The 25,922-nt window shown below is 64.3% G+C and carries 24 protein-coding genes; 23 read left to right on the top strand and 1 reads right to left on the bottom strand.

The genetic code is table 11. The features are described 5' to 3' along the window. Positions 1-6: 6 nt before the first annotated feature. Genes NMI01S_RS17565 through NMI01S_RS17555 form a run of 3 tightly spaced genes read left to right on the top strand, consistent with a single transcriptional unit; the run spans position 7 to position 3,346 of the window. The gene (locus NMI01S_RS17565; protein WP_245716906.1) at positions 7-723 is read left to right on the top strand and encodes an enoyl-CoA hydratase/isomerase family protein; all 717 of its coding nucleotides are present in this window, start codon (positions 7-9) and stop codon (positions 721-723) included. 8 nt (positions 724-731) lie between these two features. Continuing rightward, positions 732-1,829 (top strand): Zn-dependent alcohol dehydrogenase, encoded by a 1,098-nt coding sequence (locus NMI01S_RS17560; RefSeq protein WP_062998464.1) that lies wholly within the window; start codon positions 732-734, stop codon positions 1,827-1,829. Positions 1,830-1,882: 53 nt separating this feature from the next. After that, complete coding sequence (locus NMI01S_RS17555; protein ID WP_062998462.1) at positions 1,883-3,346, top strand: aldehyde dehydrogenase family protein; 1,464 nt, start codon at positions 1,883-1,885, stop codon at positions 3,344-3,346. Between the two features lie 160 nt (positions 3,347-3,506). On the opposite strand, the gene NMI01S_RS17550 is transcribed toward NMI01S_RS17555, so the two are convergent. Then, positions 3,507-4,223, bottom strand: coding sequence for a DUF8020 domain-containing protein (locus NMI01S_RS17550; protein ID WP_062998460.1), 717 nt, complete (start codon positions 4,221-4,223; stop codon positions 3,507-3,509). Between the two features lie 410 nt (positions 4,224-4,633). Here NMI01S_RS17550 and NMI01S_RS17545 point away from each other — a divergent pair, with 410 nt between their 5' ends. The 20 genes from NMI01S_RS17545 to NMI01S_RS17450 all read left to right on the top strand — a co-directional run bounded on the left by NMI01S_RS17545 (position 4,634) and on the right by NMI01S_RS17450 (position 25,857). Beyond that, a complete protein-coding gene (locus NMI01S_RS17545) occupies positions 4,634-6,307 on the top strand; it encodes a flavin-containing monooxygenase (protein WP_062998458.1) in 1,674 nt (557 codons plus the stop codon). Beyond that, a complete protein-coding gene (kal, locus tag NMI01S_RS17540; RefSeq protein WP_062998456.1) occupies positions 6,304-6,678 on the top strand; it encodes a 3-aminobutyryl-CoA ammonia lyase in 375 nt (124 codons plus the stop codon). Before NMI01S_RS17545 ends, kal begins: the two co-directional genes overlap by 4 nt. 58 nt (positions 6,679-6,736) lie before the next feature. Beyond that, the gene (locus NMI01S_RS17535) at positions 6,737-7,438 is read left to right on the top strand and encodes a hypothetical protein (protein WP_062998454.1); all 702 of its coding nucleotides are present in this window, start codon (positions 6,737-6,739) and stop codon (positions 7,436-7,438) included. An 85-nt stretch (positions 7,439-7,523) separates the two neighbouring features. Next, complete coding sequence (locus tag NMI01S_RS17530) at positions 7,524-8,882, top strand: flavin monoamine oxidase family protein (RefSeq protein WP_062998452.1); 1,359 nt, start codon at positions 7,524-7,526, stop codon at positions 8,880-8,882. Positions 8,883-9,620: 738 nt separating this feature from the next. Next, positions 9,621-9,995: a hypothetical protein gene (locus NMI01S_RS17525; RefSeq protein WP_157126228.1), complete on the top strand. Its 375-nt coding sequence runs from the start codon at positions 9,621-9,623 to the stop codon at positions 9,993-9,995. 536 nt (positions 9,996-10,531) lie between these two features. Continuing rightward, positions 10,532-11,716, top strand: a complete 1,185-nt coding sequence (locus tag NMI01S_RS17520; protein WP_062998448.1) for an LLM class flavin-dependent oxidoreductase — start codon at positions 10,532-10,534, stop codon at positions 11,714-11,716. A gap of 75 nt (positions 11,717-11,791) precedes the next feature. Beyond that, complete coding sequence (locus NMI01S_RS17515; RefSeq protein WP_062998446.1) at positions 11,792-12,649, top strand: mycofactocin-coupled SDR family oxidoreductase; 858 nt, start codon at positions 11,792-11,794, stop codon at positions 12,647-12,649. Between the two features lie 87 nt (positions 12,650-12,736). Next, positions 12,737-13,570 (top strand): mycofactocin-coupled SDR family oxidoreductase, encoded by an 834-nt coding sequence (locus tag NMI01S_RS17510; protein ID WP_062998444.1) that lies wholly within the window; start codon positions 12,737-12,739, stop codon positions 13,568-13,570. A 7-nt stretch (positions 13,571-13,577) separates the two neighbouring features. Then, positions 13,578-14,102 (top strand): flavin reductase family protein, encoded by a 525-nt coding sequence (locus tag NMI01S_RS17505; protein WP_369689914.1) that lies wholly within the window; start codon positions 13,578-13,580, stop codon positions 14,100-14,102. Further along, the gene (locus tag NMI01S_RS17500; protein ID WP_062998442.1) at positions 14,095-15,336 is read left to right on the top strand and encodes a bifunctional 3,4-dihydroxy-2-butanone-4-phosphate synthase/GTP cyclohydrolase II; all 1,242 of its coding nucleotides are present in this window, start codon (positions 14,095-14,097) and stop codon (positions 15,334-15,336) included. The genes NMI01S_RS17505 and NMI01S_RS17500 overlap by 8 nt, the downstream gene beginning before the upstream one ends. Positions 15,337-15,428: 92 nt before the next feature. Beyond that, the gene (locus NMI01S_RS17495; protein WP_062998440.1) at positions 15,429-17,165 is read left to right on the top strand and encodes a sigma-54-dependent Fis family transcriptional regulator; all 1,737 of its coding nucleotides are present in this window, start codon (positions 15,429-15,431) and stop codon (positions 17,163-17,165) included. A 184-nt stretch (positions 17,166-17,349) separates the two neighbouring features. Continuing rightward, positions 17,350-18,171 carry an N-acyl homoserine lactonase family protein gene (locus NMI01S_RS17490; protein WP_062998438.1) on the top strand — a complete coding sequence of 274 codons (822 nt, stop codon included), beginning with the start codon at positions 17,350-17,352 and terminating at the stop codon, positions 18,169-18,171. After that, positions 18,164-18,517 carry a VOC family protein gene (locus NMI01S_RS17485; protein ID WP_062998436.1) on the top strand — a complete coding sequence of 118 codons (354 nt, stop codon included), beginning with the start codon at positions 18,164-18,166 and terminating at the stop codon, positions 18,515-18,517. The genes NMI01S_RS17490 and NMI01S_RS17485 overlap by 8 nt, the downstream gene beginning before the upstream one ends. Before the next feature lie 28 nt (positions 18,518-18,545). Then, positions 18,546-20,030: an MmgE/PrpD family protein gene (locus NMI01S_RS17480; protein ID WP_157126227.1), complete on the top strand. Its 1,485-nt coding sequence runs from the start codon at positions 18,546-18,548 to the stop codon at positions 20,028-20,030. Then, positions 20,020-20,937 (top strand): DUF6282 family protein, encoded by a 918-nt coding sequence (locus NMI01S_RS35340; RefSeq protein ID WP_062998433.1) that lies wholly within the window; start codon positions 20,020-20,022, stop codon positions 20,935-20,937. The genes NMI01S_RS17480 and NMI01S_RS35340 overlap by 11 nt, the downstream gene beginning before the upstream one ends. Further along, on the top strand, positions 20,934-22,304 hold the full coding sequence (locus NMI01S_RS17470) for an MmgE/PrpD family protein (RefSeq protein WP_062998431.1): 1,371 nt from the start codon (positions 20,934-20,936) through the stop codon (positions 22,302-22,304). Before NMI01S_RS35340 ends, NMI01S_RS17470 begins: the two co-directional genes overlap by 4 nt. Before the next feature lie 81 nt (positions 22,305-22,385). Beyond that, complete coding sequence (locus NMI01S_RS17465) at positions 22,386-23,144, top strand: SDR family NAD(P)-dependent oxidoreductase (protein ID WP_062998429.1); 759 nt, start codon at positions 22,386-22,388, stop codon at positions 23,142-23,144. A 13-nt stretch (positions 23,145-23,157) separates the two neighbouring features. After that, complete coding sequence (gene prpB / locus NMI01S_RS17460; RefSeq protein WP_062998767.1) at positions 23,158-24,066, top strand: methylisocitrate lyase; 909 nt, start codon at positions 23,158-23,160, stop codon at positions 24,064-24,066. An 88-nt stretch (positions 24,067-24,154) separates the two neighbouring features. Beyond that, positions 24,155-25,066, top strand: coding sequence for an NAD(P)-dependent oxidoreductase (locus tag NMI01S_RS17455; protein WP_062998427.1), 912 nt, complete (start codon positions 24,155-24,157; stop codon positions 25,064-25,066). Continuing rightward, entirely contained in the window at positions 25,063-25,857 is a 795-nt protein-coding gene (locus NMI01S_RS17450) for an N-acyl homoserine lactonase family protein (protein WP_062998425.1), read from the top strand. The genes NMI01S_RS17455 and NMI01S_RS17450 overlap by 4 nt, the downstream gene beginning before the upstream one ends. Positions 25,858-25,922: the final 65 nt, after the last annotated feature.

Genomic DNA, 25,922 nt, shown 5'->3' with positions numbered 1-25,922 from the left:
AACGCGATGAACGTCGACACCAGGCTGCGCCTGGCGAGCGCAATCCGGAACTTCGGAACGGGCGACGACGTGCGGGGAATCGTCCTGACCGGGAAAGGGCGAGCCTTCTCCGCGGGCGAAGACCTCACGACACCACCGACGTCGTACGCGGACCTGCGCGCAGCCGTCGCCACATTCCACGACATCACCCGCGCGATCCTGCAGACGAAGGTTCCCGTCGTCGCGGCTGTCAACGGTCTCGCCGTGGGCGGTGCATCGGAAATCACCCTGTGCTGCGATGCCCGGATCGGGACGCCGGCGACCGAATACTTCCAACCGGAGAACAGTCGCGGAATCGCCATCTCCAACGCCTCGAGCGTGCTGCTGACCCGTCTCGTCGGTAACCACGCGATGCGCATGGTCCTCGGATCGCCCCGGGTCGCCGCCACGGAGGCGCTGGAGATCGGGCTCCTCGACGAAATCGTCGAACCCGAGCGGCTGCTCGCGCGCGCGGTCGATCTGGTCGTCGAGTGGACCCCGGAAAACAACACGACCGCACTTCACCTCGCCCTGCTGCGCCCGGCGCTGGACGTGATCGAGTCGGCCTTTGCCCGCGAGGACATCGCGGCGCAAAAAGCTTGGGAGAGCGGTGTTTTCAGGGCCGGTATCACGAAGTTTCACGACGCTCGGGGTGATCGGAGCCGGGAAGACGCGCCACCTCGTGCACACAAGAACGACAGATAGGACAGACCATGATCAACACGGAAGCCGCGGTGCTCACCGCGATCGACGAACCATTGGAACTCACCACGATCCAGGTGGACGACCCCGAACCGAACGAGGTGCGCGTCGCGGTCTCGAATGTGGGCTTGTGCCATAGCGATCTGCACTATATGACCGGGACCGTGCAGACCGAGCTACCGGTGGTCGTGGGCCACGAGGTGGCGGGTGTGGTCGAGGCGGTCGGTTCGGCGGTGTCCGGATTGCTGCCGGGGGACCGGGTCGTCGGCGCCCTCACGCCGTCCTGCGGCCGTTGCGTCAACTGCGAAGCAGGCCGCTCGACACAGTGTCAGCGTGTCGACGAAATCCGTCGCCGTCCCCGGCCCGCCTACCAGCTGCCCAGTGGACAGCCGGTCGAACGGCTCGGCGATGTGGGCGCATTCTCACGGCACATCCTGATGCGGGAGAACGCGCTGGTGAAGGTGCCCGACGCGGTGCCGCTCCACGTGGGATGCCTCCTGTCGTGCTGCGTCATCACCGGCGTCGGGGCGGTGTTCCGAGGAGCGCAGGTTCGTCCGGGCAGTACGGTTGCGGTAATCGGTTGCGGCGGAGTCGGTTCGGCCATCATCCAGGGCGCACGCCTGGCCGGTGCTTCCGCTGTCGTCGCGGTCGATCTGGACGAGGCCCGGCTGGCGGCGGCGCGCGGCTACGGAGCAACCCATGTGGTCGACGGTGGTGTCGCCGACGTGGCTGCCGAGATCCGGAATGTGCTGGGCGATGGGGTCGACTATTCCTTCGAAGCAGTCGGTTCCGCCCGTACCGCGGCCACCGCGCTGGCGGTGCTGCGGCCGACCGGCACCGCCTGTCTGGTGGGCATCGCGCCGGACGGCACGCAGCTGACGCTGCCCGCGTCGGACTTCTTCTTCGGCGAGAAGCGCGTGATCGGCTCGTATATGGGGTCGGGGCAGGCACGGCAAGACATCGCGCAGTTCGCCCAGCTGTATCTGCAGGGGCGGCTGCTGCTCGACGAGATGGTGACGCAGGTGATCCCTTTCGGCGAGATCAACAAGGGCTTCGAGGCGATGCGATCCGGCGACGTGACCCGCGTCGTGGTCGATATGGAGCAGTAGCGGCCTGAATCCCCTTGTACCGAAACCTATCCCGAATGTAGAGGTGTTATCGAATGACGAATCCGACGATGTCGATCCCCGAGCCGGTCAACTACATCGCCGACAGCTGGATCGAATGCGACACGATCGCGGGCGAATGGAACCTCGACCCCAATACCCGCGAGCATCTGCACCGATCCGTCACCACCAGCGACCGTGATGTGGAACGAGCACTTGCCCACGCCGAGCGTTCCTACCTCGGTGGATGCTGGAACGATGCGGCTCGCGAGGAGCGCGCCGAAATCCTGGAGCGTGTTGCCGACCTGATCGAAGGGCGTGTGGAGGACATCGCGCGCACCGACGCCATGACCAGCGGAGTACCGATCGGTGACACCCGCAAGGCGGCGGCCTTCCTGCCCGCGCGCATCCGGGCCACCGCGACGGACCTGCGAACCATCCCGCGGGTGCGCGCCTTGGCCGCCGGCGGCCGAGACGTTCGCCTGCACAAGATCCCGTGGGGTCCGGCGGCGATCCTCACGCCGTGGAACGGTCCCAGTTTCATTCCCGCGGCCAAGATGGTCAGCGCGGTGGCGGCCGGATGCCCGGTCATCCTGAAGCCCTCGGAACACGCACCGAGCAGCGCGCAGATCGTCGTCGAGTGCTTTGTCGAAGCCGGATTGCCAAGCGGCACTGTGCAACTCGTACATGGGCGCGGTGAGGTCGGGGCCGCGATCACCGGAGACCCACGAGTGAAGATCGTGTCGTTCACCGGCGGCCCGCATGCCGGGCGCGCCATCGCACGCGCGGCGGCCGAGGATTTCAAGGTCCTGCAATTGGAGCTCGGCGGCAACAATCCGGCGCTGGTCCTCGATGATGCCGATATCGACGTCGCGGCCGACGGCATCTTCGAGGGGATGACCAAGCTCAACGGCCAGTGGTGTGAAGGACCGGGCAAGGTTCTGGCGCACCGGAGTCTGGTGCAACCCCTGGTGGAAGCGCTGAACGAGCGGATCGCGAAAATCGCGATAGGCCATTCATTGGACGACAGCGTCGAGCTCGGCCCGATCTCGAATGCGCCTCATTTCGCGACCTTGCAGCACCGGATCGGTGAGCTCCGAGCCAAGGGTGCGAGCATTCACCAGGCGGCTCGGCTGCCCGAACTCGGGGGATTCTTCCTTTCCCCGACCATCGCCACCGGAATCGAGGGGGCCGAGGCCACCTCGGAACTGTTCGGTCCGGTCGTGACCCTGCACGCCGTCGACTCCGACGAGGAGGCGCTGCACGTGGCCAACGCGAACCCGTCCGGCCTGGATGCCTATGTCTTCGGGGGTAACACCGACCGAGCCATCGACGTCGGCGCGCGAATCCTGTCCGGCGAGGTGCGGATCAACGGCGCCAAGGTCGCCGATCTCGGCGACGACTCCGCGCAGAGTTTCTGGGGATCGGCGGGCATCGGTGGCCACGGCCCTGCGGAATCGGTGCGAGTCTTCTGCGGTGACCGGGTGGTCGGCGTCGATTCGCCGGATCTTCCACTCTGAATCAGGTTGGAACACAACTGCATTCGCGGGAGTGAATCGCTGTGGCGGCGTGCTGGATCGGTACCGGCTCCATGGCGTGCCGATTGGGTGCTGATCCGGATAATTGCGAGCCCCGGGACGAAACCCTCCCGCCCCGGGGCCTGCCAATGCCGTCCGGGCCTCAGATGTCGCCGGCAGCATGCAGCGAGTTGGACATCTGAACCGCGCTGGCGACGCCGACCGGAATTCCGAGCAGCGCGGCACCTGTCACCCCGCCGATCCCGGCGCCCAGCGAGGCGCCCATGACGCAGCCCAGTGCCGCTGCCGGCGCGGCGATCGGCCCCGTCGGAATAGCGAGGAAGCCGCCGGTCAGCGCCCCTCCTACGCAACCGAGCCCCATACCGACCACACCGCCCGCCAGCGTGCCCACGCCGGTGGCTAGACCGAATTGCACGGCGGCCTGACCCAACGCCGCGTTGAAATCGGCGCTCGCGTCGATCTGCCGATTCGGTTCCGGGACAGCAGAAGTCGGCGGTGAGGATGTCACATCATCGGCACTGTAGTCGTCCTGCTGCGGCCGGGCCGCCAACGGCCATTGTGCAGGGTCGACCCCACGGGTCAGTGGTTGTCCGGCGACGTACCCGCCGAGCTGGTCGAGTACCTGGAACTGGTTCCCCCTCGTTGTCAGCGAGCCGAACGGTGTGGTAACGAAAACCGAACTGTCGTCGGCATTTCCGGTGTAGTCGATGCCGGGCGCCGGGGTTGTATGCAGGGATGCGGCAGGCTCGATCGGTTGGGGGGCGTCGGGCCGATCGGAAGTGGCATGGGCCGTTCCGCACGCGAGGCCGACGACCGCTGTCCCGCTGGCAATGGACGCGGCAATTCGTGTGTAGTTCATGCGAATTCGCTTTCTCCGGGAATGACTTCGACAACGGCTCGATGAACCCGCGGTGAAAGGGGCGCCCTGTCGAAGAAGGAGCCGCAGGAAGGTCGTGACCGAGTGAGAGGTGGTCCCTGCGGGAAACTCGACGAGTACTCGTCGAGTTCCGTGAAGTGTGACCGTCATTACATGCCCGTGTCAAGAGCGCGGGCGGGTCGGTGACTTGATCGCCTGGTGCAGGGCGAATTCGATTCGAGGTCGTATGACGGAGTCATATGACCAACTTGCCGGGAGTTGCAACGTCGCAGGTGGGAAAATCGCTTCGAATGCTATCCAACCACTTGACTGTGACTGGCACCACTGCTCTACTAGCATCTGAGTCAATTGACCGGGACATATGACTACTTCGGATGAAAGCAGCAATTTCCATGAACCCCTCCACTCCCACTGCCGCCTCGGCCGCCGAAATTGTCGACGTACTCTGCGTGGGCGCCGGCTTCAGTGGCCTTTACCTTTCGCACCGGCTCACGACCGCCGGGTGGACCTTCGCGGGCTTCGAGGCCGGCCCCGGTGTCGGCGGCACGTGGTTCTGGAACACCTATCCCGGTGCCCGCTGCGACGTGGAGAGCATCTATTACTCGTACTCGTTCGACGAAGCGCTGCAACAGGAATGGACTTGGAGCGAGCGGTTCGCTCCGCAGGCGGAGATCCTCAGGTATCTGGAGCACGTCGCCGATCGTTTCGACCTGCGCAAGTACTTCACGTTCGACACGCGTGTGGTCGGTGCTACGTGGAACGCGGGCGACCGACTGTGGGAAGTGCGGCTGGACAACGGCGAGACGCGTCGCGGCCGATACCTGATCTCGGGCGCGGGCGGCCTGTCCGCTCCTAAGGACTTCGATGTGCCGGGGCTGGAGAACTTCACCGGGCTGCGAGTGTCGACCAGCCGGTGGAACATCTCGCTCGACGACCTCGCCGGCAAGCGCGTGGCCGTGATCGGCACCGGATCGTCCGGCGTGCAAGCGATTCCGTTGATCGCGGAAGTCGCCGAGCATCTCACGGTGTTTCAGCGCACTCCGAACTATGTGATGCCGGCCCGCAACGGTGTACTCGCCCCCGACCAGGTCGCCGCTGTCAAAGACGACTATGTGGCGATCCGTGAGGAGTGCCGACATTCCCCCGGCGGAATTCCCGATCGGCCGGTCACCGACAAAGCCTTCGACGTCTCCGACGAGGAACGTCGGCGGCGCTACGAGGAAGCTTACGAACGCAGCGGATTTCTGGGGGTCGGCGCCGAATTCGTCGACCTGCTCACCGATGCCGAGGCCAATCGGACCGCGTCGGAGTTCATCCATGACAAGATCCGCGAGATCGTGAAGGATCCGGCCACGGCCGAACTGCTGGTACCGAAATATCACCCGCTGGGCGCCAAGCGCAGCGTGTTCGGTACCGACTACTACGAGACCTACAACCGCCCGAACGTGTCGTTGGTGTCGCTGCGGGACGAGCCGATCGAGACGATGACCGAGAACGCGATCGTCACCTCCCGGGGCGCCTACGAGGTGGACGCCATCGTGCTGGCCATCGGGTTCGACGCCTTCACCGGACCGCTGTACGGACTCGACCTCACCGGCGCGTCCGGCGCGAAACTGCAGGACGCGTGGCGCGACGGCATCCGGTCCTACCTCGGCATCATGGCCGCCGACTTCCCCAATTTCTTCATGGTGGCCGGCCCGTTGAGCCCCGCACTGGTGAGCAACGTGGTGGTGACGATCGAGCAGGCCGTCGACTGGATCGCCGACCTGCTCGAGCACGCCCGCGACACCGGCGCCACGATGATCGAGGCGACTCCCGAGGCCGAGAACGAGTGGGTGGAGATCACTGAAGGGACCGTCGCCCAAACCCTCTACGCCACCACCGAATCCTGGTACCGCGGATCGAATATCGACGGCAAACCCAACACCTTCCTGGGGTACGTGGGCGGTGTGGGCAAGTACCGCCGCATGTGCACCGAGATCGCCAAACGCGGTTATCCCGGCGTCGAGATCGACGGTGAAGCGCGCTCTCGCACCATCGGCCCGATCCACTCGGAAATCGCATGAGTCGCGTGATCCATCGGCGCTACGTCGCCTTTTCCGACGCGCACTACGCAGGCAACCTCGTCGACGGCGCCTACGCACTGAAACTGTTCGGAGACGTCGGCACGAATCTGTCGATCGAATTGGACGGCCACGAGGGCTTGTTCGCCGGATATTCGTCCGTCGAGTTTCTCGCCCCGGTCCGAGGCGGCGATGTCGTCGAAGCCGAGGCGACGCTGGTCGCGAAGGGAAACCGCAGTCGCACAGTCGAGTTCGAACTTCGGGTGCTCTGCCGCGGCCGTGATGACACCGGCCGCGCGCAGGTTCTGCAGCCCCCCGTGATCGCGGTACGCGCTCGCGGCACCGCCGTCGTCCCAGCGGGCGAAACGACATGAAAGAGCCATCGCCGCCGGTCGGCTGATGTCAGCTTCCACACAACCTACGGAGAAATACATGTCCATCAGAGAGCTGCTGTTCGCAGTGTCGGACATCTGGATGATCGCTGTCGGATTCAGCTGCGGGATCGCATTCATCCGGAACTACAAGAACTACCTGCTCGGTATCGAGTGGATGATCGTGGCGACCTCGGGAACGAACTTCCTGATCTACGGTCTCATCCAAGCGGGTCACGACAGCCCGATGTACCACTTCGCCTACTTTCTCGACGCCTTCTCCCGGTCCGTCGGCATCACGCTGATTCTGGTCCTGGGGCTGATGAAGGTCACCCACCGATACAAGCCGTCCGTCGCGGTCGACATCGGCGCCTTCGCGCTCGCCGCCGTGGTGGGCTTCGTTCTCAGCACGTTCGCCGACCATATCGGCGCCCCGGGCAAGATCTTCTACATCGTCGTGAATGTGCTCACCACGATCTTCCTGATCTATTTCGTCAAGCGCCTGTGGAATATCGGCGAGCGGCGCCACGCGGTCTGGGCCGGCATCGCCACCGCCTGCGCGTTTTTCATCGCCGCGATCTACGACTTCGTGCACATCCCGGGTGACGATTCCGAGCACACGATTTTCTACATTCTCGCGCTGTCGACGTGGGGCCTGCAGATGTTCACGTACTACCGCGCCTATCGGGCCTTCGACGCGCACAACAAGCGCGTCGACGCCCAGCTCGGCGGTGCCGGCGCTGCGGTCACCGCCCGACCTTGACCCGGGTGCCGATCGCCGCGACGGCCCACGTGGGCCGTCGGCGGTGCACCGGATCCTCACGAAAGCTTCACGGTAAGGAGTCACCATGCAAACCCACGATGTCGTGGAAGAAACCACCGACGTAGTCGTCGTCGGCGCCGGAATGGCGGGATTGACCGCGGCGACCACGCTCGGACAACACACCGACACCGTTGTCCTCGAATCCACCGATCGCACCGGTGGCCGCGTCGACACCGTTCGGCAGGGCGACTATTGGATCAACGTCGGTACCCAGTTCACCGAGGGCACCGGCACTTTGATCGATGCACTCGACCGGCACGGCATCGAGATGGGGTCGCTCGCGGGTAAGAGCATCGCGCTGCACCTCAACGGCGCGACGGTCGACACCTCGAACCCGTTCGCGCTCATGTTCCGCACCCGGATGACCATGCTGGACCGTTTCGGCCTGGCCCTCGTCGGCTCGCGCATCCTGGCGGTGACGCCGTTCCTCGAATCGGAAAGCTCTGTCGCCCAACGAGTTCGCGCCCGGCTCGACACCAAGCTCGCGTCATATCTGCTGAAGGGAGTGCGTTCGGAACTGGCTCGCTCGGTCGTCCGATCATGGTCGGCGCAGTGGATGGGATGCGATCTGCACGAGACGGCCGCCACCCAATTCGTCACCTCGGTCGGTTTGGCACTCGCCGACCCCGAGAAGATCCCCAACTTCTCCCTTCCCGCCGGTGGCAATCAGACCCTGACCGACGTGCTGACCGAAGATCTCGGGGAACGAATCAGGCTGAACTCCGTGGTGCAATCGGTGCGCAGCGACGGTGACGGCGTCGTCGTCGACTATCTCGCCGGCGATCGCCCGGCCCGGTTGCGAGCCCGGCGAGCGATCGTGACCGCGCCCGCGGACGTCTGCGAGCGGATCATCCCGGACCTTCCGCAGCGGTACCGCAACGCGTTCAACGACATCACCTACGGGCGGTACGTCGTTGTCGGCTTCTTCACCGATGAAGCCGGGCCGCAGCGCTGGGACGAGTACTTCGCCATTTCCACACCCCAGCTGTCCTTCCAGGCGGTGTTCAATCACGCCGCGGCGCTGCGCACCGGCAGCGACCGCAAGCCTGGCGGGGCGCTGGCTTGTTTCGCAGGCGGCGGTAAGGCCGACGCATTGCTCGACCTGCCCGACGAGGAGATCGTCGCCCGATTCACCGACGACCTGCTCACGGTCCTGCCCGAGCTGGAAGGGAAATTGGGGGAGGGCATACTGCGCCGGCACCACCGCGTCGTTCCGTTCTGGGCGCCCGGGCGTCGCACGACGCTCCCGACCCTGCGCGACCCGCTCGAAAGCATCTATTTCGCTGGCGATTACCAGCTCGACCTGCCGTCGCTCGCCGACGCGGCCACCTCCGGCGAGCGCGCCGCGAAGGCGGTCTCGGCGAGCCTGGGGCTTCCGAGTTAGGTCGGTGGAGCACCTGCCGGTCGGCATTCGGATGCCCTTTGCCTGCACTGTGGTGGCGCCATCTCGGCGGTAACGGCGCCGGGAAACCTTCAGGTCGAGGCGCCGTGACGCGGTACCCCGGCGTAGCGCGTGTTGTCCGACTGCGACAGCAGAACGACGAAGCAGCTCGCGCTCGACGGGTCGATCCGGCCGGCGGGTGCCGACGATGGCGAGGGAGTAAGTCCGCACTTCCAGGGCGATGTGGCTGCCATCGGCGAAGAGCACGCGGACATCGCTGCGACGTTCGCGGCCCGGTAACGCGACCTCGTTTCGGACTTCGAGCACACCAGAGTGTGTCCTTGCCCATTCGGGGGGCTGGCTGGTCAAGTGCCACAACCGGTCACGCGGTGAACCGACCCACGGGTCCTGTCGATCGCGGCGACGACCGGCTTGCTCACACCTCCGGCGTGGCGTGTCGCGCGGTAAGGCGGCCGCGGCCGCGTTGCTTGCGTTCGCTGGCCAGGTTCGCACCTACGGGACACTGCTGAATATTCGCTAGCGCCGTCGAATTGGTGACTTGTTCGGGCGTGTCGACGCCGGGTGTCAGGGTCGTTGATGGTTGTTAGGGTTGCCGCCGGCGGGGCGCATGGGGGTGCCGCGGGTGTGGAGTGCGTCTTTGATCGTGCTGGCGGGTGTCCGGTCAGTCGGCTGCAGGATGCGAGGGAGTGTCCGGCGAGGTAGAGGCGTTCGAGGTGGTCGATGTCGGTGTCGTTGAGTGGTTGGTGCCGGCGGGTGATGCCTTCTCTGGTGAGTAGGTTCAGCACCGCGGTTTTGGAGATGATGTATCGGCGGGCGAGTTCGAAGGGTAGTTGCGCCGTCGCGGTAGGCGTGGACGAGTTCGTCGATGGTGTGGCGGGGGAGTCGGCGTTGGATGTTCCGGGCTGGCTCGGCCTGCGCCGGTGTGGCTGTTTTCCGCTGCCGTTGCCTCGATTCAGGGTTGTCGGATTGGATTCCGGCGGTGAGGTTTTCGAGTTTCCGCAGGTCATCCCGTTTCGCGTAACGCTCAGCCAGGTCCACAATTCTGATAATGCCTGGTCAGGGTCTTTATGGGTTCTGGCCATTCGCTGTCTGTGAGTTGGCTTTCGGTCCTGTAGCGCTTCTATCTGCGGAAATGTCGCTGCTTTCCTGGTTCGAATCCAGCTGGGTGTTGTGACTGTTGGGGCTGCTGGGGCAAGAGTGATGTCGGGGCGGTAGCCAATGAAACAGCGGATGAGGGTTTCGTTGAAGCCGGGGAACGCATGAGACTCGCTTGGGCGTGGTCCCATCGCTCAGATCCCTCGTCCCGGTCGCTCGTGCGCGGCGTATGAGCTGTCGCGGTCGGAGTGTATGGACTGTCTCAACTTGGTACGCATGCGACCTACATCACCGCCTTATGGTCGATTCATGCTTCCAAGCAATGTCCTCCCCAGTCTGGACCTCAGGCCGGTACTGCGGGAGTGCCGCACCGCAGTGTGCGGCAACTCGCGGTACCGAGCGCTCAGGCGGCTGCGGTTCGGGGTGTCTGGGAGCAGGCGGCGGCCCCTGACGCCCTCGCATAAAAGACCGTAAACGATCACCTAGTGCCGATGAAATGCTGAGGCTTCGGCGCGTCTACAGGAGCGTAATTCGCGATGAAAGATATTCTCTTCCACCTGCCTGTCGTGGGTAGTTACGATCAGTTGAAGCGTGGTTTCGCCGGCGTCAACGACCGGAACTACCAGAATATGCTGTGGCAGATTTCCGAGCAGTCGAAACTGGCTGACGCGCTCGGCTTCTGGGGTGTCGCCTTCACCGAGCACCATTTTCATATCGAGGGTTTCGAGGAATCGAACAACCCGATTCTTCTGGATCTCTACATCGGTATGCAGACCGAGCGCCTGCGGGTGGGTCAGCTGGCGAACGTGCTGCCGTTCCAGAATCCTATTCGGCTCGCCGAAGACATCGCGATGTTGGACCACATGACTCGTGGCCGGGCATTCACCGGTATCGCTCGCGGGTACCAGAAGCGCTGGGCCGATGTGCTGGGCCAGGGGTATCACGTCGGCGCGACCGCGTCGGACAAGTCGGCGCAGGATCAGGCCAACCGGGCCCGGTTCGTCGAGCACTGGGAAATCATGAAGAAGCTCTGGACCGAGCGCACTGTGTCGATCCAGACCGAAAACTGGCAAATCCCACCGGCGAATGTGGAGTTCGGCCACGAGGCGGTGAACCTGTACGGCACCGGGCTCGACGAGAACGGCATCGTCAAGGAAGTCGGGATCGCTCCCAAACCGTATCAGTCGCCGTATCCGCCGGTTTTCCAGCCGTTCAGCTTCAGTGAGGAGTCGTTCCGCTTCTGCGCGCGTGAGGGCATCGTCCCGATCCTGATGAACACCGATGAGACGATGATCAGCCGGTTGATGGACGTGTACCAGGAAGAAGCGGAGGCATCGGGCCATGGTTCCCTCAAACGAGGGGAACGGATCGGTATCTTCCGCGATGTTCTCGTCGCCCGCGATGCCGACGAGGCGCACTACTGGGCTGAAAGGGGCAACGGTTTCGTCTTCCCGGCTTGGTTCGGGCCTGTCGGGTTCTCCGAGGTTTTCCGCCGCCAGGGCGAGACCGGTTCGATCGGTTCGGACTACGCGACTCTGCGTGAGCGCGGGTTCGAGTTCGTCGGTACGCCCGACGACGTCAACCGGCACATCGAGAAGATGGTCAGCCAGCACGGTCCCGAATATCTGGTGCACTTCCAGCACTCCGGTCCCAAGCCGCACGACGTGCAGATGCGCAGTCACGAGCTCTACATGACCGAGGTCGCACCCAACTGGATCTGAGCGAGTTCGCCACGCACCGGTATTCGTGCCACGCACTGAAAAGCCTCGCGCCGAGGGGTATTTGAAGGAGACAGCATGGGCAGGATGAGCGGCAAGACCGTCTTGGTCACCGGCGCCGCACGGGGACAGGGGCGATCACATGCGCTGACTCTGGCCCAGCACGGAGCCGACGTGGTCGCGATCGATATCGCCGACAACCTCGAGCATGTGCCGTATCCCCTGGGACGCGCCGAAGAATTGGAGTCGCTTCGTGCGGAGATCCAGGCGCTGGATCGGCGAGTGACGACTTTCGCTTGTGATGTCCGGTCCTCGGAGATGCTGGCGCAGGTGGTCGAGGAAACGGTCGCCGAATTCGGGCAACTCGATGTCGTGGTGGCGAATGCCGGTGTATGGAATCTCGGGCGGTTCTGGGAAATCGCCGATGGGGAGTGGCAGGACATTCTCGATGTCAATCTCACCGGCGCGTGGCGGACAATTAAAGCGGTAGCACCGCACATGATCGCGCGGAGAACCGGATCCATCGTGCTGGTCTCCTCGATCAACGGCTTGGAGGGCGGTGTGGGATATGCCCATTACACCGCCGCCAAGCACGGTGTCCTGGGGTTGATGAAGTCCGCGGCGTTGGAGCTCGCACCCCACAATGTGCGCTGCAACGCGATCTGCCCCGGAATCATCGGCACCGAAATGAACAACTGGCAGGGTGCGCGCAACTTCATGGCTGGGCACGATCACGGCACGGCCGAGGACCGTCGTTCGGGCGCAGCCCACTGGTCTGCCCTGGCCGGTCGCAGTTTGCTGTCGTCGCAGTCGACAAGTAACGCAGTCCTGTGGCTCGCCTCTGACGAAGCCTGTGATGTCACTGGAATCGCAGTGCCCGTGGACGGTGGACATTTGGTGCTGCCCGGCATGAATCCCGATCGCACATCTTATTGAGGCGGATACGCCGAATCTCTTCTGGCAGAGAGGTTTCGGCCGTTCGCTTCCACCTGATCGCAAGTAATCAATCGGAAGGATTTACCCATGCGCCGTCTGGAGGGCAAAGTCGCCTTCGTCACCGGGGCAGCGCGAGGCCAGGGCCGCAGTCACGCCGTTCGCCTCGCCGAAGAAGGCGCCGACATTATCGCCGTCGACCTGTGCGGTCCCGTGCCATCGGTGACCTGTTACCCGCCTGCGACCGCGGATGATCTGAAGCAGACCGTGGCCGAGGTCGAGTTCTACGGCCGCAAAATCGTTCCAGTTCAGGTAGATGTCCGCGATGCGGACGCGTTGAACGGGGCTGTCGCCGAGGGGGTCGACGTCTTGGGGCGCCTCGATATCGTTGTGGCCAACGCCGGAATCCTCGAGCTCGATCCGGTCACGTCGGTCGGTGCCGACAGCTGGCGCGACATCATCGATATCAATCTCACCGGCGTCTGGAACACGGTTCAGGCGGCTCTGCCTCATATGACGAGCCAGGGATCGGGCGGTTCCATCGTGCTGATCAGTTCGACCGCCGGCTTGAAGGGTCTGGCGAACGCCGCGCCTTACACCGCCTCTAAACACGGGGTCGTCGGGCTGATGAAGACACTGGCCAAGGAACTCGGCGACTACTGGATCCGGGTGAACACGGTCAATCCCACCAATGTGAACACCGACATGATCCAGAACGACCGCGTATGGGGCCTGTTCCAACCGGCTAATCCGAATCCGACGCTCGAGTCGGCCAAGGCGGCCTTCACTTCCGTCAGCGTGTTGCCGACCCCATGGGTCGAACCTGTCGATGTCAGCAATGCGGTGGTCTTCCTGGCCTCGGACGAGGCCAGGTATATCACCGGAGTCAGTCTGCCCGTCGATTCCGGATTCCTGATCAAATGAGCGCCGCATGGGAGGTTTGTGCGAGATGAGCGCGAAAGTACCGATCACCGATACACGATTTCGAGCTGTCATGGGGTCGATACCGACGCCCGTGGCGGTGGTGTCGACCTTCGACGGGGATCGGCCGCACGGAACGACAGTGAGTGCATTCATGTCGCTGTCCATCGCTCCACCGATGGTCGTGGTGTCTCTCGACCGATCCTCGGACCTGTTGCGCCACATCACCGAATCGCGACGGTTCGCCATCAACGTGCTGGCAGCGCATCAGTCGGCCATCGCGGCGGCGTTCGCGAAGAAGGGCACCGACAAAATGCAGATCAGTGATACAGCCTGGCACGTCGATTCCGGACTTCCTCGTATCGACGAGGCGAGCGGGTGGGTGGCCTGCCACGTGGCGAGCATGGTCGAAGGGGGCGACCACATCATCGTGCTCGGGCATGTCGCGGCGTTGGATCACCTGCCGGTGCCCCCGCTCGTCTACCACCAGGGCACCTTCGGATTGCACGCCCCGATGGCGGAGAACAATGGTTGAGGCAGCAACGGGATCCGGAACCCGGCAGCCGGACGGAGCACTGGCACGCGCGCTGACTGCCCTCGCCCGTGGCGAGATGGTGGTGGTCATGGACGACGCGAATCGCGAAAACGAAGCCGACCTGGTGATGGCGGCATCGGCGGCCACGGAATCCCGCGTCGCATTCATGGTCGCGCACACGACGGGAATCCTCTGCTGCCCGATGCGCGGAGATCGCCTGGACGCATTGGAACTGCCGCTCATGGTTGAGGACAACACCGACAGTCACCAGACGGCCTTCACCGTGAGCGTCGATCACGTCGAAACGTCGACCGGGGTGTCCGCGGCGGACCGCGCGCGCACGATTCGATCCCTCGGTGATCCCAGCACGCGAGGGGAGCAGCTGCGGCGGCCGGGTCATGTGTTTCCCCTGCGTTATCGCGAAGGCGGGGTGTTGCGCCGCGCCGGCCACACGGAAGCGACGATCGACCTGTTGCGGATGGCGGGAATGCCGGAGACCGGCCTGATCAGTGAACTGGTCGACCCCTCCGGTGCGATGATGCGCGGCGGCAGCGCGCGGGCGTTCGCGCAAAGGCACGGGCTGGAACTGGTGACGGTAGCCGACATCGTGCACTATCGCCGGCAGGTGCTCGGCGAGGCTCTCGTCGAGGTAGCCGGTGAATCGATGTTGCCGACCGAATTCGGGGTGTTCCGGGCTTATGCCTTCCGTAGCACGGAAACGGCGATCGAGCACTTGGTCCTGGTCCGTGGTGATCCGTCCACCGCGACGGAACCGGTGCTGGCACGGCTGCACAGCGAGTGCGCTACCGGCGACATCATGTGTTCGCTGCGCTGTGATTGCGGCTCTCAACTGCGCGACGCGCTGCGTATGATCGACGCTGAAGGCGTCGGCGTACTGGTCTACATGCGCGGTCACGAGGGCCGCGGTATCGGCCTCGGCCGGAAACTACAGGCCTATGCCCTGCAGGACACCGGGCTCGATACCGTCGATGCCAACCTCGCCCTCGGGCTACCGATCGATTCGCGTGATTACGGTGTGGGAGCGGCCATCTTGACTCATCTGGGTGTCGGCGCAGTCGACCTGATCACCAACAATCTCGCGAAATGTGCCGGATTGTCCGAGCACGGAATCACCGTGGCGAATCGGGTTGCGCTTCCGACGAAGGCCACCGAGCACAACCTGTCGTATCTGCGAACCAAACGCGATCGGCTCGGGCACTCGATCGCATGTTGACGTACGCGCACTCGTCGATTCCTACCGCCCGGGCTGTCCCGGACCGGCGTATCGAAACGTAGCCCCAAGCGAGCTCAGAGTGGAGTTCTCCGATGTCACGCCCCATCCAGTCGATTGAAATTCCCGATTCGGTCCCGGACCGTATCGCGGTCTCATGGCATCGATCCTCGGCCTGCGGTCTGCAGCGGACCAGCCGGAAAGAACTGCCTTACTCTGCTGACGGTCTGGACGACCGGCCGCTCGTGCGGGCGGCGCAGCCGGTTCTCGACCGGCTCGGGCAAGCATTGTCCGGCGCGCCGGCGAGTCTGATGCTCGCCGATGAGAACGGCTGCATCGTGGACCAGCGCATCGGCGATGTCCAGACACTGCACAAGGCTCTGCGAATATCGGGAGCGGCTCCGGGTGTCTGGTTCACCGAAGAGTTCGCGGGGACCAACGGCATCGGCACCACGTTGGAAGACGCGTCGGTCACGACCGTGCACGGAGACCAGCACTTCGTCGAATACATGCAGCACCTGTCGTGTGTCGGCGCGCCGATCCGGCATCCGATCACGAGTGCACTGCGTGGCGTGCTGGATTTGACCACGCTCGTCGGCGACTACAACCCGCTGATGGCGCCCTTGGTGCTGGAGGCGGTGAAGCATATCGAAACTCGCTTGACGCATTTCTCCAGCGCCCATGAGATCGCTCTGATGGAGGAGTTCCGGCGTGCGTCGACCAAATGCCACGGACCGGTGGTCGCGATCGCCGCGAACATCTTCTTGAGCAATACCGCCGCGACGGGGGTGATCCAGCCGTACGACCACACCGTGCTGTGGGAATTCGCGACGTCGAAGACAACGACCGGTGAGTTCGTCGCCACGATCCAGTTGGGTGCGGGGCCGTGCATGGTCACCTGCACGCCGGTGACGCCCACCCTCGGTAAGGAGCGCGGCTATGTCATGCGCCTGGACTACATCGCTGCGCCGGGTGGCGCCAGGCGGCGCAGCGCGGCCGCTACGGCGAGCGCAGTCGATCTGCCCGGCCGCAGTGCGCTGTGGCGGCGCGCTGTTGATGAACTCAGGCGGCAGGTGAACAAGCCCGAGCCGGTCGTGATCTTCGGAGAGGAAGGGCTCGGCAAGATCACGCTGGCTCGACAGGTACAGAGCATCGGTTCCGAGCGCGGCAAGACGCATGTTGTCGAATCGAGTGATTACGTGGCCGACGAAATCATCCGAACCTTGACGCAGGGGAGGGGGGTCATCCTGCGCTGCACCGGGCCAACACCCGCCGGCGAGCTGTCGGATCTGGTGAGCCGAGCGGCAATGTGTGCGGATTCCGATAAGCGGGCCGGCCGCCTGATCGTGACCGTCCGTGTGCCGGATGCGTTGGATGGGGAGCTGGAGCGGAGCCTGACTGGTACAGCCTGCTCGGTACATCTGCCGCCCGTGCGCCGCCGCCCCGAGGACCTCACCGACATCGTGCCCGCACTGCTCGGTTCGCAACCAGGAGGGCGGGGCCTGCGATGCTCGTCGAGCGCGATGCAGATGCTCATGAAGAACCGCTGGCCGGACAATGTGGCGGGATTGGAGCGGGCGCTCCGCTCCGCCTCCGCGGCCGTCCGTGGTGGGGAGATCCAGCCGGGTGATCTTCCCGATTGGCTGGTCAAGGAATCGGGCGGGCGCAGTTTGTCGACCTACGAACGGGTCGAACGTGAATTGATCATCGAAACGCTTCGCGATGTGGGTAACAATCGAACGCAGGCGGCGAGAATACTCGGAATAGGCAGAGCCACTTTGTACCGGAAGATGCGCACGTTCGGGATCCCAATCTCCGGTCGCCATACCTGACAACTTCAATCGCTGGAAAGCTGCGACCGCTGATCGGCGCGGGGTCGAGCGTGCCCTCGCATCGGTCGTCGTCTCCGGTTGTCATCCAATGTGTCGAAAAGGGGCTCCGACGCGGAGTTCGCCATCGAAGGTCGAAAGTAAATTCTCTTTATCGAAGGGGCTGTGTAGAATGCCGCGCTCAGTCATGCCCGAATGGGACGTGATACAGGTGAAGTACGGGGAGAGGAAGACGCTGCTCAGTCAAGCCTTTCCGGACTTCGCCTCGTACGGGGAACCGGACCAGGAAATCCGAGTCGACTACAATTTTTGGGTGATCCGACGTGCCGAAGAAATGCTGCTGCTCGATACAGGTTACGACATCCCGCGGGGCGATTGGCTCGACGAGTCCCAAACGATCAGTCCGCCGGAAGCTCTCGCTGTCTTGGATGTCGATCCCCTGAGGGTCTCGACTGTTATAGCGTCGCACTTCCACTACGACCATATCGGATTTCTCAACCTCTTTGCTCACGCCCGGGTGATTGCAGCACGCGCGGAATACAATCATTGGTTTGCGCTTCGCCGATCCGGCGTCGCGCTCGCGGACCATTTCGCCGCGCCCCGGGACCTCGACGAGATCGAACGAGCGCATTCCGAAGGGCGCCTGCAATTGGTTGGCGAAGGAGTAACCGAAGTCGGGCCGGGCATCAGCGTCCAGCCTGTCGGCGGCCATACTGCGGGGCAACTGATCACGCTGGTCCAGGGGAGTAGCGGGCCGATCGTTCTGACCTCCGATGCCGCGCACCTGTACGAGCAGATCCACCACGGCTGGCCCTTCTTCGCGCACTCCGATCTATCGCAGGTCAAGAGCGCCTACGAAATGATCGGCGATCTCGCGAAACGAACGGGAGCCGAGGTCATCCCCGGCCACGACAGCCGCGTCCGCAACCACTTCCCACCCTATCCGGGACCGGCGGGCACGTTCGCGACCCACTTGACACCCGGCGAAAAGGAGCATCCGAATGAATGACCACGATACGAAAATCGGCAATGTTCTCCACCCCGTCACCGATGTCGCCGCAGCGACGCGGTTCTACAGCGAATGCCTCGGTCTGACGGTAAAATTTTCCGACGGTGACCGTTATGCGGCATTGAACGCGGTATCGACCGTGCTCGCCCTGGCCGGCCCGGACGAAAATATTGCTGACGTGGCGGCGGTCTCGTTCAAAGTCTCGGATCTGAGTGCGACCGTGCAGGCAGTCCTCGATCGAGGTGGGGTCGTCGTGCGATCGGCCGAAGCCGGACCCCACGAACTACGTGCAGTCGTACGGGACCCGTGGGACAACACCTTTGTGCTTTATTCATCCCTCGATTGACTCCTCCTGGTTCGAGCACTGTCTCAACGTGATACGGATTCGAACGGGTTCGGCGGCATACGGTCTGAATCGATGCCGAAGTAGCAACCAATCCTCGGCAATCGGAGCGCCGACCCTAACTGATAGATGTCAGGCGACCGGATCGTTTATACGAAAGGGAAATTCAATGACAGCTGCCGACGAACTCGCTGTGCATTTTGCCACCGTCTCCGCCGAATCGTTGCCGGAGGCGCCGATGCACGAGATGCGCCGGCTTCTGCTGGATTACCTCGGTGTCGCGCTGTCGGGAAGTCGCACGGAATCCGGCCGTATCGCCGGCGAGGTCATGGCCGGGCTCGGGGGAGCGACCCAGGCCACCATCCTGGGGCACGGCGACAAGGTGCCTGCCGTACACGCCGCTTTCGCCAACGCCGTCTCCGAGCATTCCATCGAAATGGACGATGTCGACGACCTCGCGCTGTTCCACCACGGGCCGCCCGTCGTCTCGGCTGCTCTCGCCGTCGCGGAATGGACCGACAGCTCCGGACGCGACTTGCTGGCCGCGATGCTGTGTGGCTGCGAAATGATGAACCGCCTGAGCCTGGCCACCAACCCTGCGCTGCGTGACCGCGGCTACCACACCACGCCGGCCACCGGCGTTTTCGGTGCGACGGTCGCCGCAGCCCGCTTGCTGGGCTTGGATCACACCCAGCTCGTCAACGCGCTCGGGCTGGCCGGTGCGCAGGCTTCGGGCCTGATGGAGATGTACGGGCCATCGATGCAGAAGCGCATCAACCCCGGACCGGCCGCACGCAACGGCATTACCGCGGCCATGCTGGCGAAAGCCGGATTCACCGGCGCGGACACGATTTTCGAGGGCGAACGCGGATTCGGTAAGGCGTTCGCCGACGGGATTGACGTGAAGGTACTGCTCGAGGATCTGGGCACCACCGTCCCGGTCGCGGTCGAGTACAAGGCCTACTCCGCTGCGCGCCCGATCCACAACGCCATCGACGCGGCCCTGCGGCTTCGCGACCGAGGCGTATCCGCAGCGGACATCGAGCACCTGGTGGTGTTCCGGCACCCCGACTGGTCGGACTACCACCGGAATTTCGCACCGGCCACCTACCACGAGGCCCAAGTGAGTTTGCCGTACTCGGTGGCGGTCGCGCTGATCGACGGTGCCGCCCTGCCCGCCCAGTACACCGACGACCAAGTCCACCGCGCCGATCTCGTTTCCTTCATGAAAAAGATCAGCATCGAGACCGATCCGAGCCTCCCCCGTGGTGTCTCGTGTCGACTCGAGGCCGGCCGTAGCGACGGCGGCACCGTCGTCGCACAGATCGATGACGCGAAGGGCTCGCTGGGCAACCCGATGACCGACGCGGATCTGGAAGCCAAGTTCGCGCGGCTGGCCGGTCCGGTGCTCCCGGACGGCGCTGCGGGCAAGGTCGTCCAGGCCGTCGGCGATACCTGCACGGCTACGGAGCTGATCGCGCTGTGCGCAGTGGAGGGGGCCGACGATGCAGCGTGAGGACCGGCTCCTCGAGGGAGCGTTCGACACCCATGCACACGGGCATCCGGAGTTCACGCTCGGTATGCCGCCGCGAGTGGACAACGTCGAGTGGGCGCGTCTGGCTGCCTCGGCCGGTATGCGAGGTTTCGTCGTGAAGTCCCACATCTTCCCGACCACCAACGTGGCGCACATGCTGCGGGGGCTGGAGCCCGGCCTCGACATCGTCGGCGGGATCTCGTGCAATCCGTCCTCGGGCGGACTGAACCCGTTGACGGTGGAACTGGCCGCGCAGACCGGCGGCCGCATCGTGTGGATGCCCACCTGGTCGGCACGGCAGGAGCCACCGAAGCCAAGCATCTTCAGGGAGCGGATGAAACCCTGGATCCGCACCCTGACCACCGACCCGGATTTCGTCCCCGATCTCGGGATTCTGGCGCCCGACGGCACATTGCTTCCCGAAGTCGCGCGCATCGTCGAGCTGTGCAGGGACTACGACATGGTGCTGGCCACCGGCCATCTCCCGATTCAAGCCAGCTTGATCCTGGCCGAGGAAACCGAGGCCAAGGGCGTTCGGCTGCTGCTCACTCACCCGTTGTCGGGTTCTGTCGGCGCGACGATCGACGAGCAGCGCACAGTGGTGCGCCACGGCGGCACCATCGAACACGTCTTCATCGGCTGCATGCCGATGCACCAGCGAATGGACCCGAAACGCATCGTCGAGGCCATCGAGGCCGTGGGCCCGGAGCACTGCGTCATGGCCAGCGACGCCATCGAAGCATGGAACCCGCCGGCACCGGAGGTACTGCGGATGTTCATCGCCACCATGCTCGCTCTGGGAGTTCCGGAGGGTGCTGTGCACCGGATGACCCACGAGAACCCGGAACGGCTATTCAACCTGGACGCACGCCCGGAGGTGGACTCATGACTTCGACGGATTCTCTCGCGGCTTTCGTCGCAAACACTGCGCCGGCCGATATCCCGGCAGAGGTAGTCGACCACGCCAAACTGTGTCTGCTCGACACCCTCGGATGCGGGTTGTACGGATCCACCACTCCGCAGGCATCGATCGTGCGTGACATGCTGGCCGAGTCGGGCGCGGGTAAGGCCCTGGTACTGGGCTCCGATGTCGGCCTGGGCCCTGCGGATGCGGCACTTGCGAACGGCACCGCTGTCCACGCCTTCGAACTCGACGACCTGCATCCGCGCTCGATCGTGCATCCCGGCTCGGTAGTTGCCACCGCAGCACTCGCGGCGGCAGCACTGCGCGAAGAGACAACAGGCCGGGAGTTTCTGACGGCGATGGTCCTGGGCTACGAAGTGGCGGCACGCGTGGGCTCGACCATGGGTGCGGCGCACTTGCTCGCCGGCTGGCACCCGACGGGTACCCACGGCACCCTCGGGGCCGCGGCCGCCGCCGGCTCCGTACTCGGCCTGGACACCGACCAGCTGGCCGACGCCTTGGGCGCGGCCGGTTCGCAGTCTGCCGGCCTGATGGCCGCCCAATACGAATCCATGGTGAAGCGTTTCCACGCGGGCCGAGCCGCGCAGAGCGGACTGTATGCGGCGCTGCTCGGACAGCGCGGATACACCGGAATCCGCGACCTGTTCGGCGCCGAGTACGGCGGGTACCTGTCTACTTTCTCTCCCCGAGCCGATCCCACGCTCCTGACAAGCGGACTCGGCGACCGATGGGAGACACTCGCGGTGGGCTTCAAGCCCTATTCCACCAACGGTAGCTGCCACCCCTCGATCGACTGCTTGCGCGAGATGTACCACCAGCGCGGGGTCCACGCCGACGATGTGGAGAGCGTCACGATCTCGGTATCCACCGCGACCGTCAAACACGTGGGCTGGCCCTACCATCCCGATACCGTGACCACCGCGCAGATGAATCTGCCATACATCACCGCGGTGGTACTCACCGACGGAGAGGCATTCGTCGACCAGTTCACCCCGGAGCGCATCGCCGACCCCACTTTGGTGGCGCTGACGCGTCGTGTCCAGGTAGTCGCAGACCCGGAAATCGATGCGCTCGGTGACACGGCCCGGCACAAGACACGCCTGAGGGTGGTTCTCCGTGACGGCACCATGCTGGACGCTGCCCGTGATCACGCCCACGGCAGCTCGAAGGACCCGATGACCGTCGACGAGGTGCGCGCGAAATTCCGTCTCCTCGCCGGAACCGTATACCCCCCACATCATGTCGCAGCACTGGAACAGGCCGTCGACACCCTCGACGCCGCCTCGCGCCTGACCGATCTGCTCGAACTGTTGGGCGGCCGACATGAATGACTCGGTGCACCAACCTATTCCGCAACAACACGACGCTGCGATGAACACCCCCGCACAACGGCGGCCGGAAGGAGAAAGACGATGCTGACCTTCGATATCGCGGAAAAGCACGCGGTGATCACCGGTGGCGGCGGCGGAATAGGCAGCGCGACAGCCATCGCTATGGCCGAACTGGGCGCCACCGTCACCGTCCTGGATCGAGATCCGGCCCTCGCGCAAAACGTGGTCGACAAGATCAACGCTGCGGGAGGCAGTGCGCACGCCGCGGTCCTCGACATCTCCGATGTCGCCCAGGTACGCGCCGCGTTCGATGCACTCAACCGGCCTTGCGACATCCTGGTCAACACCGCGGGGTTGATCAAATACACATCTGTACTGGAACAGGACGAGGACAGCTTCGATCAACTCCTGGCGGTGAACCTGCGTGGAAACTTCTTCTGTCTGCAGGAGGCCGCGAAGCAGATGACCGCCGGAGAAGGCGGCGCCATCGTCAACCTCGCGTCCACCGCGGCATTCGTGGCCGCCCGCCTGCCCGCCACCGCGTACGCCATGACGAAAGCCGGTATCCGCCAACTCACCACCGCGGCGTCGACCGAACTCGCTCCTCTGGGTGTTCGAGTGAACGCCGTCGCGCCGGCGACGATCGAAACACCGTTCGTCAAGGGCACGCTCGACACTCCCGAACAGCGCACGGCCACCGCGGCCAAATCTCCACTCGGGCGGATCGGACAGCCGGCCGATGTGGTCGGAGCCATCGTGTTCCTGGCCTCCCCGCTGGCCAGCTTCATTACCGGTCACACGCTGGTCATCGACGGTGGCCGGCTCGGACGCGCGAGCTGAGGAGGCCATACCGATGCTCTACGCCACCATTGGCGCCGCACAGAAACGGGCCGACTTCCGCGCTCGCCTGTCTGGGCCGGACATTCTGCGTATGCCGGGAGCGTTCAACCCACTGAGCGCAAAGCTGATCGAAGAGAAGGGTTTCGAAGGGGTCTATGTCTCCGGCGCGGTGTTGAGTGCCGACCTTGGATTTCCCGATATCGGACTTACCAGCGTCACCGAGGTAGCTCAGCGAGGCGGCCAGATCGCAGGAATGACAGCGCTGCCGACCTTGATCGACGCCGACACCGGATTCGGTGAGCCGATGAACCTAGCCCGTACCGTGCAAATCCTCGAAGATGCGGGCCTGGCGGGGATGCACATCGAGGATCAGGTCAACCCCAAACGCTGCGGCCACCTGGACGGCAAAGACGTTGTGGACGAGACCACCGCGATCCGGCGCGTCAAAGCCGCGGTGCAGGCGCGCCGCGACGCCAATTTCCTGATCATGGCCCGCACCGACATGCGGGGCGTCGCTGACCTGCCCGCTGCGATCGACCGCGCAAAAGCACTTGTCGATGCCGGCGCCGACGCCCTGTTTCCGGAAGCGATGCGCTCCCTGGAGGAGTTCGCTGCGATCAGGGCCGCAGTGAATGTGCCGATTTTGGCGAATATGACCGAGTTCGGCAAAAGCGAGCTGTTCACCGTGCGGCAGCTCGCGAATGTCGGCGTCGATGTGGTGATCTACCCGGTTTCGCTGTTGCGGTTGGCCATGGGCGCCGCCGAGCGCGGGCTGGACACGCTGGCCGCCGAGGGCTCGCTGCAGTCGAAGGTGCCGGAAATGCAGACGCGCACGCGTCTGTACGACCTCTTGGACTACAAGAGCTACTCGGTATTCGACGACCAGGTCTTCACCTTCGACCTCGGCACGAATCAGCAGTGATTCCGGATTCGGGCGCGCCCGCAGAAGAAAAGGATTGAAAGACAATGCGATTCGAACTACAGCTCAACTCGACCCTCGGGGCGCACTCATGAACGGAACCGGCTTCGGAACCGTCGGGTTCATCGGACTGGGGGTGATGGGCGGCCCGGAATGCGCAAACATCGTCGCGAAATCCGGGGCGAAAGTAACTGTCTTCGATACCGACTCTGCAAAGATCGCCGCGCTCGTACAACGAGGCGCCCTCGCCGCGAACGCAATTCGCGACATCGCCGAATCATCGGAGGTCATTCTTCTGTCGCTGCCCGGACGACCGCAAGTCGAGGCGGTTGTCAATGGGCCAGACGGCCTAGCCGAGCAGCTGCGGCCCGGCCAGATAGTCATCGACCTCAGCACCTCGCCGGTAGAACTTACCCAAGAGCTGGGGCGTGAACTGGCTGCGCGAGGAGTGCTGTTCGTAGACGCTCCGGTGGCCAGGACACGGCAGGCCGCGGTCGAGGGAACGTTGAGCATCATGGTCGGTGCACCCACGGAGGAGGACTTCCGTCGGGTGGAGCCACTGCTGCGCTGTATGGCGACAGAAGTCACCCATTGCGGTCCGACGGGCGCGGGCGCGATGGTCAAGGTCCTCAACAACATGGTTGTCTTCGAAACAGTGGTTGCCCTGTCCGAAGCCTTCAGCGTTGCGCGGCGATCGGGGTTGGTCGCCCCGGACAGACTCTTCTCAACCTTCGCCGCCGGCTCGGCGGACAGCTTCGCCCTCCGCCATCACGGGATGAAGGCGATCCTGCCCGACGACCATGGCCTCGGGATCTTTTCCTCGCGCTACATGCTCAAAGACCTCATCTATGCGATGGAAGCCGCGACCGCCGCCGGACTCGACCTCCCCGCCGCCCGGCTCGCGAGCGGTCTGCTCCAGGCGGCGATCGAAATGGGCTACGGAGACAACTATCACACCGCCGTCGTGCGCGCGATCGACCGATCCGGAACGGAACGGGCATGACCACACCGACATACGAGGTGTACGCGGTGAAATTCGCTCAGCACCGGCGGGGCCGGCGGGCGGACTTCTTCCACGGCGCCGCCGCCGAACCGCTCAACGATTCGCTGGGTATCGACTACTTCGTCTGGCTCCTGCGCTCACCAGGGGCCGATATCGTCGTCGACGCCGGGTACACCCCGGAGGTCGCCCGCAAGCGCAATCGGCCCGACTACTTCCGGACGCCCACAGAGGCTCTCGAGCTCCTCGGCGTCGAGCTCTCGACAGTGCCTTACGTCATTCTGTCGCATCTGCATTACGACCATGCGGGCGATCTCGAGCCGTTCACGACCGCCAAAATCGTTGTGCAAGATCAAGAGTTGCAATTCTGGACCGGTCGCCACGCCCACCGCCACGAATTGCGCCGGTATGTCGAGACCGAGGACGTCGTCCGGCTTGTGCAGCTGAGCCATGCCGGACGGGTGCAATTCGTCGACGGCAGTAAGGAGATCGTCCCGGGAGTCACCGTGTATCGGCTGGGCGGGCACACCCCGGGCATGCAGGTGGTGCGGGTCGATACCGCTGATGGGCCGATCGTGCTCGCGGGCGACGCATCACACCTGCAGGACAACCTCTGCCGTGACGCGCCGACAGCGGTATTCACCGACCTGCCCATGGTCTACGAGGGTTTCGACCGGATGGTGGACCTCGCCGACGGCGACATTGGCCGCGTCATCGCAGGACACGACGACACGTTGCTCGACCGCATACCAGCGGTACCCGGCCTCGACGGCATCGCCGGCCGCGTCGCGTGACGGCGAACAGGCTAGTGCTGCAATACATTTCGAACACTCTCCACTGATTTCAACCATCAAAGGAA

The organism is Nocardia mikamii NBRC 108933, from assembly GCF_001613505.1.
Lineage (GTDB): Bacteria > Actinomycetota > Actinomycetes > Mycobacteriales > Mycobacteriaceae > Nocardia > Nocardia mikamii.
Note: the sequence above shows the minus strand (reverse complement) of the source record. Positions and strands in the feature narration are given on the sequence as shown.

What these genes read in the sequence shown, in the direction of transcription:
- NMI01S_RS17565 (WP_245716906.1), top strand. Translation starts at nt 7, where the DNA reads ATGAACGTCGACACCAGGCTGCGCCTGGCGAGCGCAATCCGGAACTTC.
- NMI01S_RS17560 (WP_062998464.1), top strand. Translation starts at nt 732, where the DNA reads ATGATCAACACGGAAGCCGCGGTGCTCACCGCGATCGACGAACCATTG.
- NMI01S_RS17555 (WP_062998462.1), top strand. Translation starts at nt 1,883, where the DNA reads ATGACGAATCCGACGATGTCGATCCCCGAGCCGGTCAACTACATCGCC.
- NMI01S_RS17550 (WP_062998460.1), bottom strand. Translation starts at nt 4,223, where the DNA reads ATGAACTACACACGAATTGCCGCGTCCATTGCCAGCGGGACAGCGGTC.
- NMI01S_RS17545 (WP_062998458.1), top strand. Translation starts at nt 4,634, where the DNA reads ATGAACCCCTCCACTCCCACTGCCGCCTCGGCCGCCGAAATTGTCGAC.
- kal (WP_062998456.1), top strand. Translation starts at nt 6,304, where the DNA reads ATGAGTCGCGTGATCCATCGGCGCTACGTCGCCTTTTCCGACGCGCAC.
- NMI01S_RS17535 (WP_062998454.1), top strand. Translation starts at nt 6,737, where the DNA reads ATGTCCATCAGAGAGCTGCTGTTCGCAGTGTCGGACATCTGGATGATC.
- NMI01S_RS17530 (WP_062998452.1), top strand. Translation starts at nt 7,524, where the DNA reads ATGCAAACCCACGATGTCGTGGAAGAAACCACCGACGTAGTCGTCGTC.
- NMI01S_RS17525 (WP_157126228.1), top strand. Translation starts at nt 9,621, where the DNA reads ATGTCGGTGTCGTTGAGTGGTTGGTGCCGGCGGGTGATGCCTTCTCTG.
- NMI01S_RS17520 (WP_062998448.1), top strand. Translation starts at nt 10,532, where the DNA reads ATGAAAGATATTCTCTTCCACCTGCCTGTCGTGGGTAGTTACGATCAG.
- NMI01S_RS17515 (WP_062998446.1), top strand. Translation starts at nt 11,792, where the DNA reads ATGGGCAGGATGAGCGGCAAGACCGTCTTGGTCACCGGCGCCGCACGG.
- NMI01S_RS17510 (WP_062998444.1), top strand. Translation starts at nt 12,737, where the DNA reads ATGCGCCGTCTGGAGGGCAAAGTCGCCTTCGTCACCGGGGCAGCGCGA.
- NMI01S_RS17505 (WP_369689914.1), top strand. Translation starts at nt 13,578, where the DNA reads ATGGGAGGTTTGTGCGAGATGAGCGCGAAAGTACCGATCACCGATACA.
- NMI01S_RS17500 (WP_062998442.1), top strand. Translation starts at nt 14,095, where the DNA reads ATGGTTGAGGCAGCAACGGGATCCGGAACCCGGCAGCCGGACGGAGCA.
- NMI01S_RS17495 (WP_062998440.1), top strand. Translation starts at nt 15,429, where the DNA reads ATGTCACGCCCCATCCAGTCGATTGAAATTCCCGATTCGGTCCCGGAC.
- NMI01S_RS17490 (WP_062998438.1), top strand. Translation starts at nt 17,350, where the DNA reads ATGCCCGAATGGGACGTGATACAGGTGAAGTACGGGGAGAGGAAGACG.
- NMI01S_RS17485 (WP_062998436.1), top strand. Translation starts at nt 18,164, where the DNA reads ATGAATGACCACGATACGAAAATCGGCAATGTTCTCCACCCCGTCACC.
- NMI01S_RS35340 (WP_062998433.1), top strand. Translation starts at nt 20,020, where the DNA reads ATGCAGCGTGAGGACCGGCTCCTCGAGGGAGCGTTCGACACCCATGCA.
- NMI01S_RS17470 (WP_062998431.1), top strand. Translation starts at nt 20,934, where the DNA reads ATGACTTCGACGGATTCTCTCGCGGCTTTCGTCGCAAACACTGCGCCG.
- NMI01S_RS17465 (WP_062998429.1), top strand. Translation starts at nt 22,386, where the DNA reads ATGCTGACCTTCGATATCGCGGAAAAGCACGCGGTGATCACCGGTGGC.
- prpB (WP_062998767.1), top strand. Translation starts at nt 23,158, where the DNA reads ATGCTCTACGCCACCATTGGCGCCGCACAGAAACGGGCCGACTTCCGC.
- NMI01S_RS17455 (WP_062998427.1), top strand. Translation starts at nt 24,155, where the DNA reads ATGAACGGAACCGGCTTCGGAACCGTCGGGTTCATCGGACTGGGGGTG.
- NMI01S_RS17450 (WP_062998425.1), top strand. Translation starts at nt 25,063, where the DNA reads ATGACCACACCGACATACGAGGTGTACGCGGTGAAATTCGCTCAGCAC.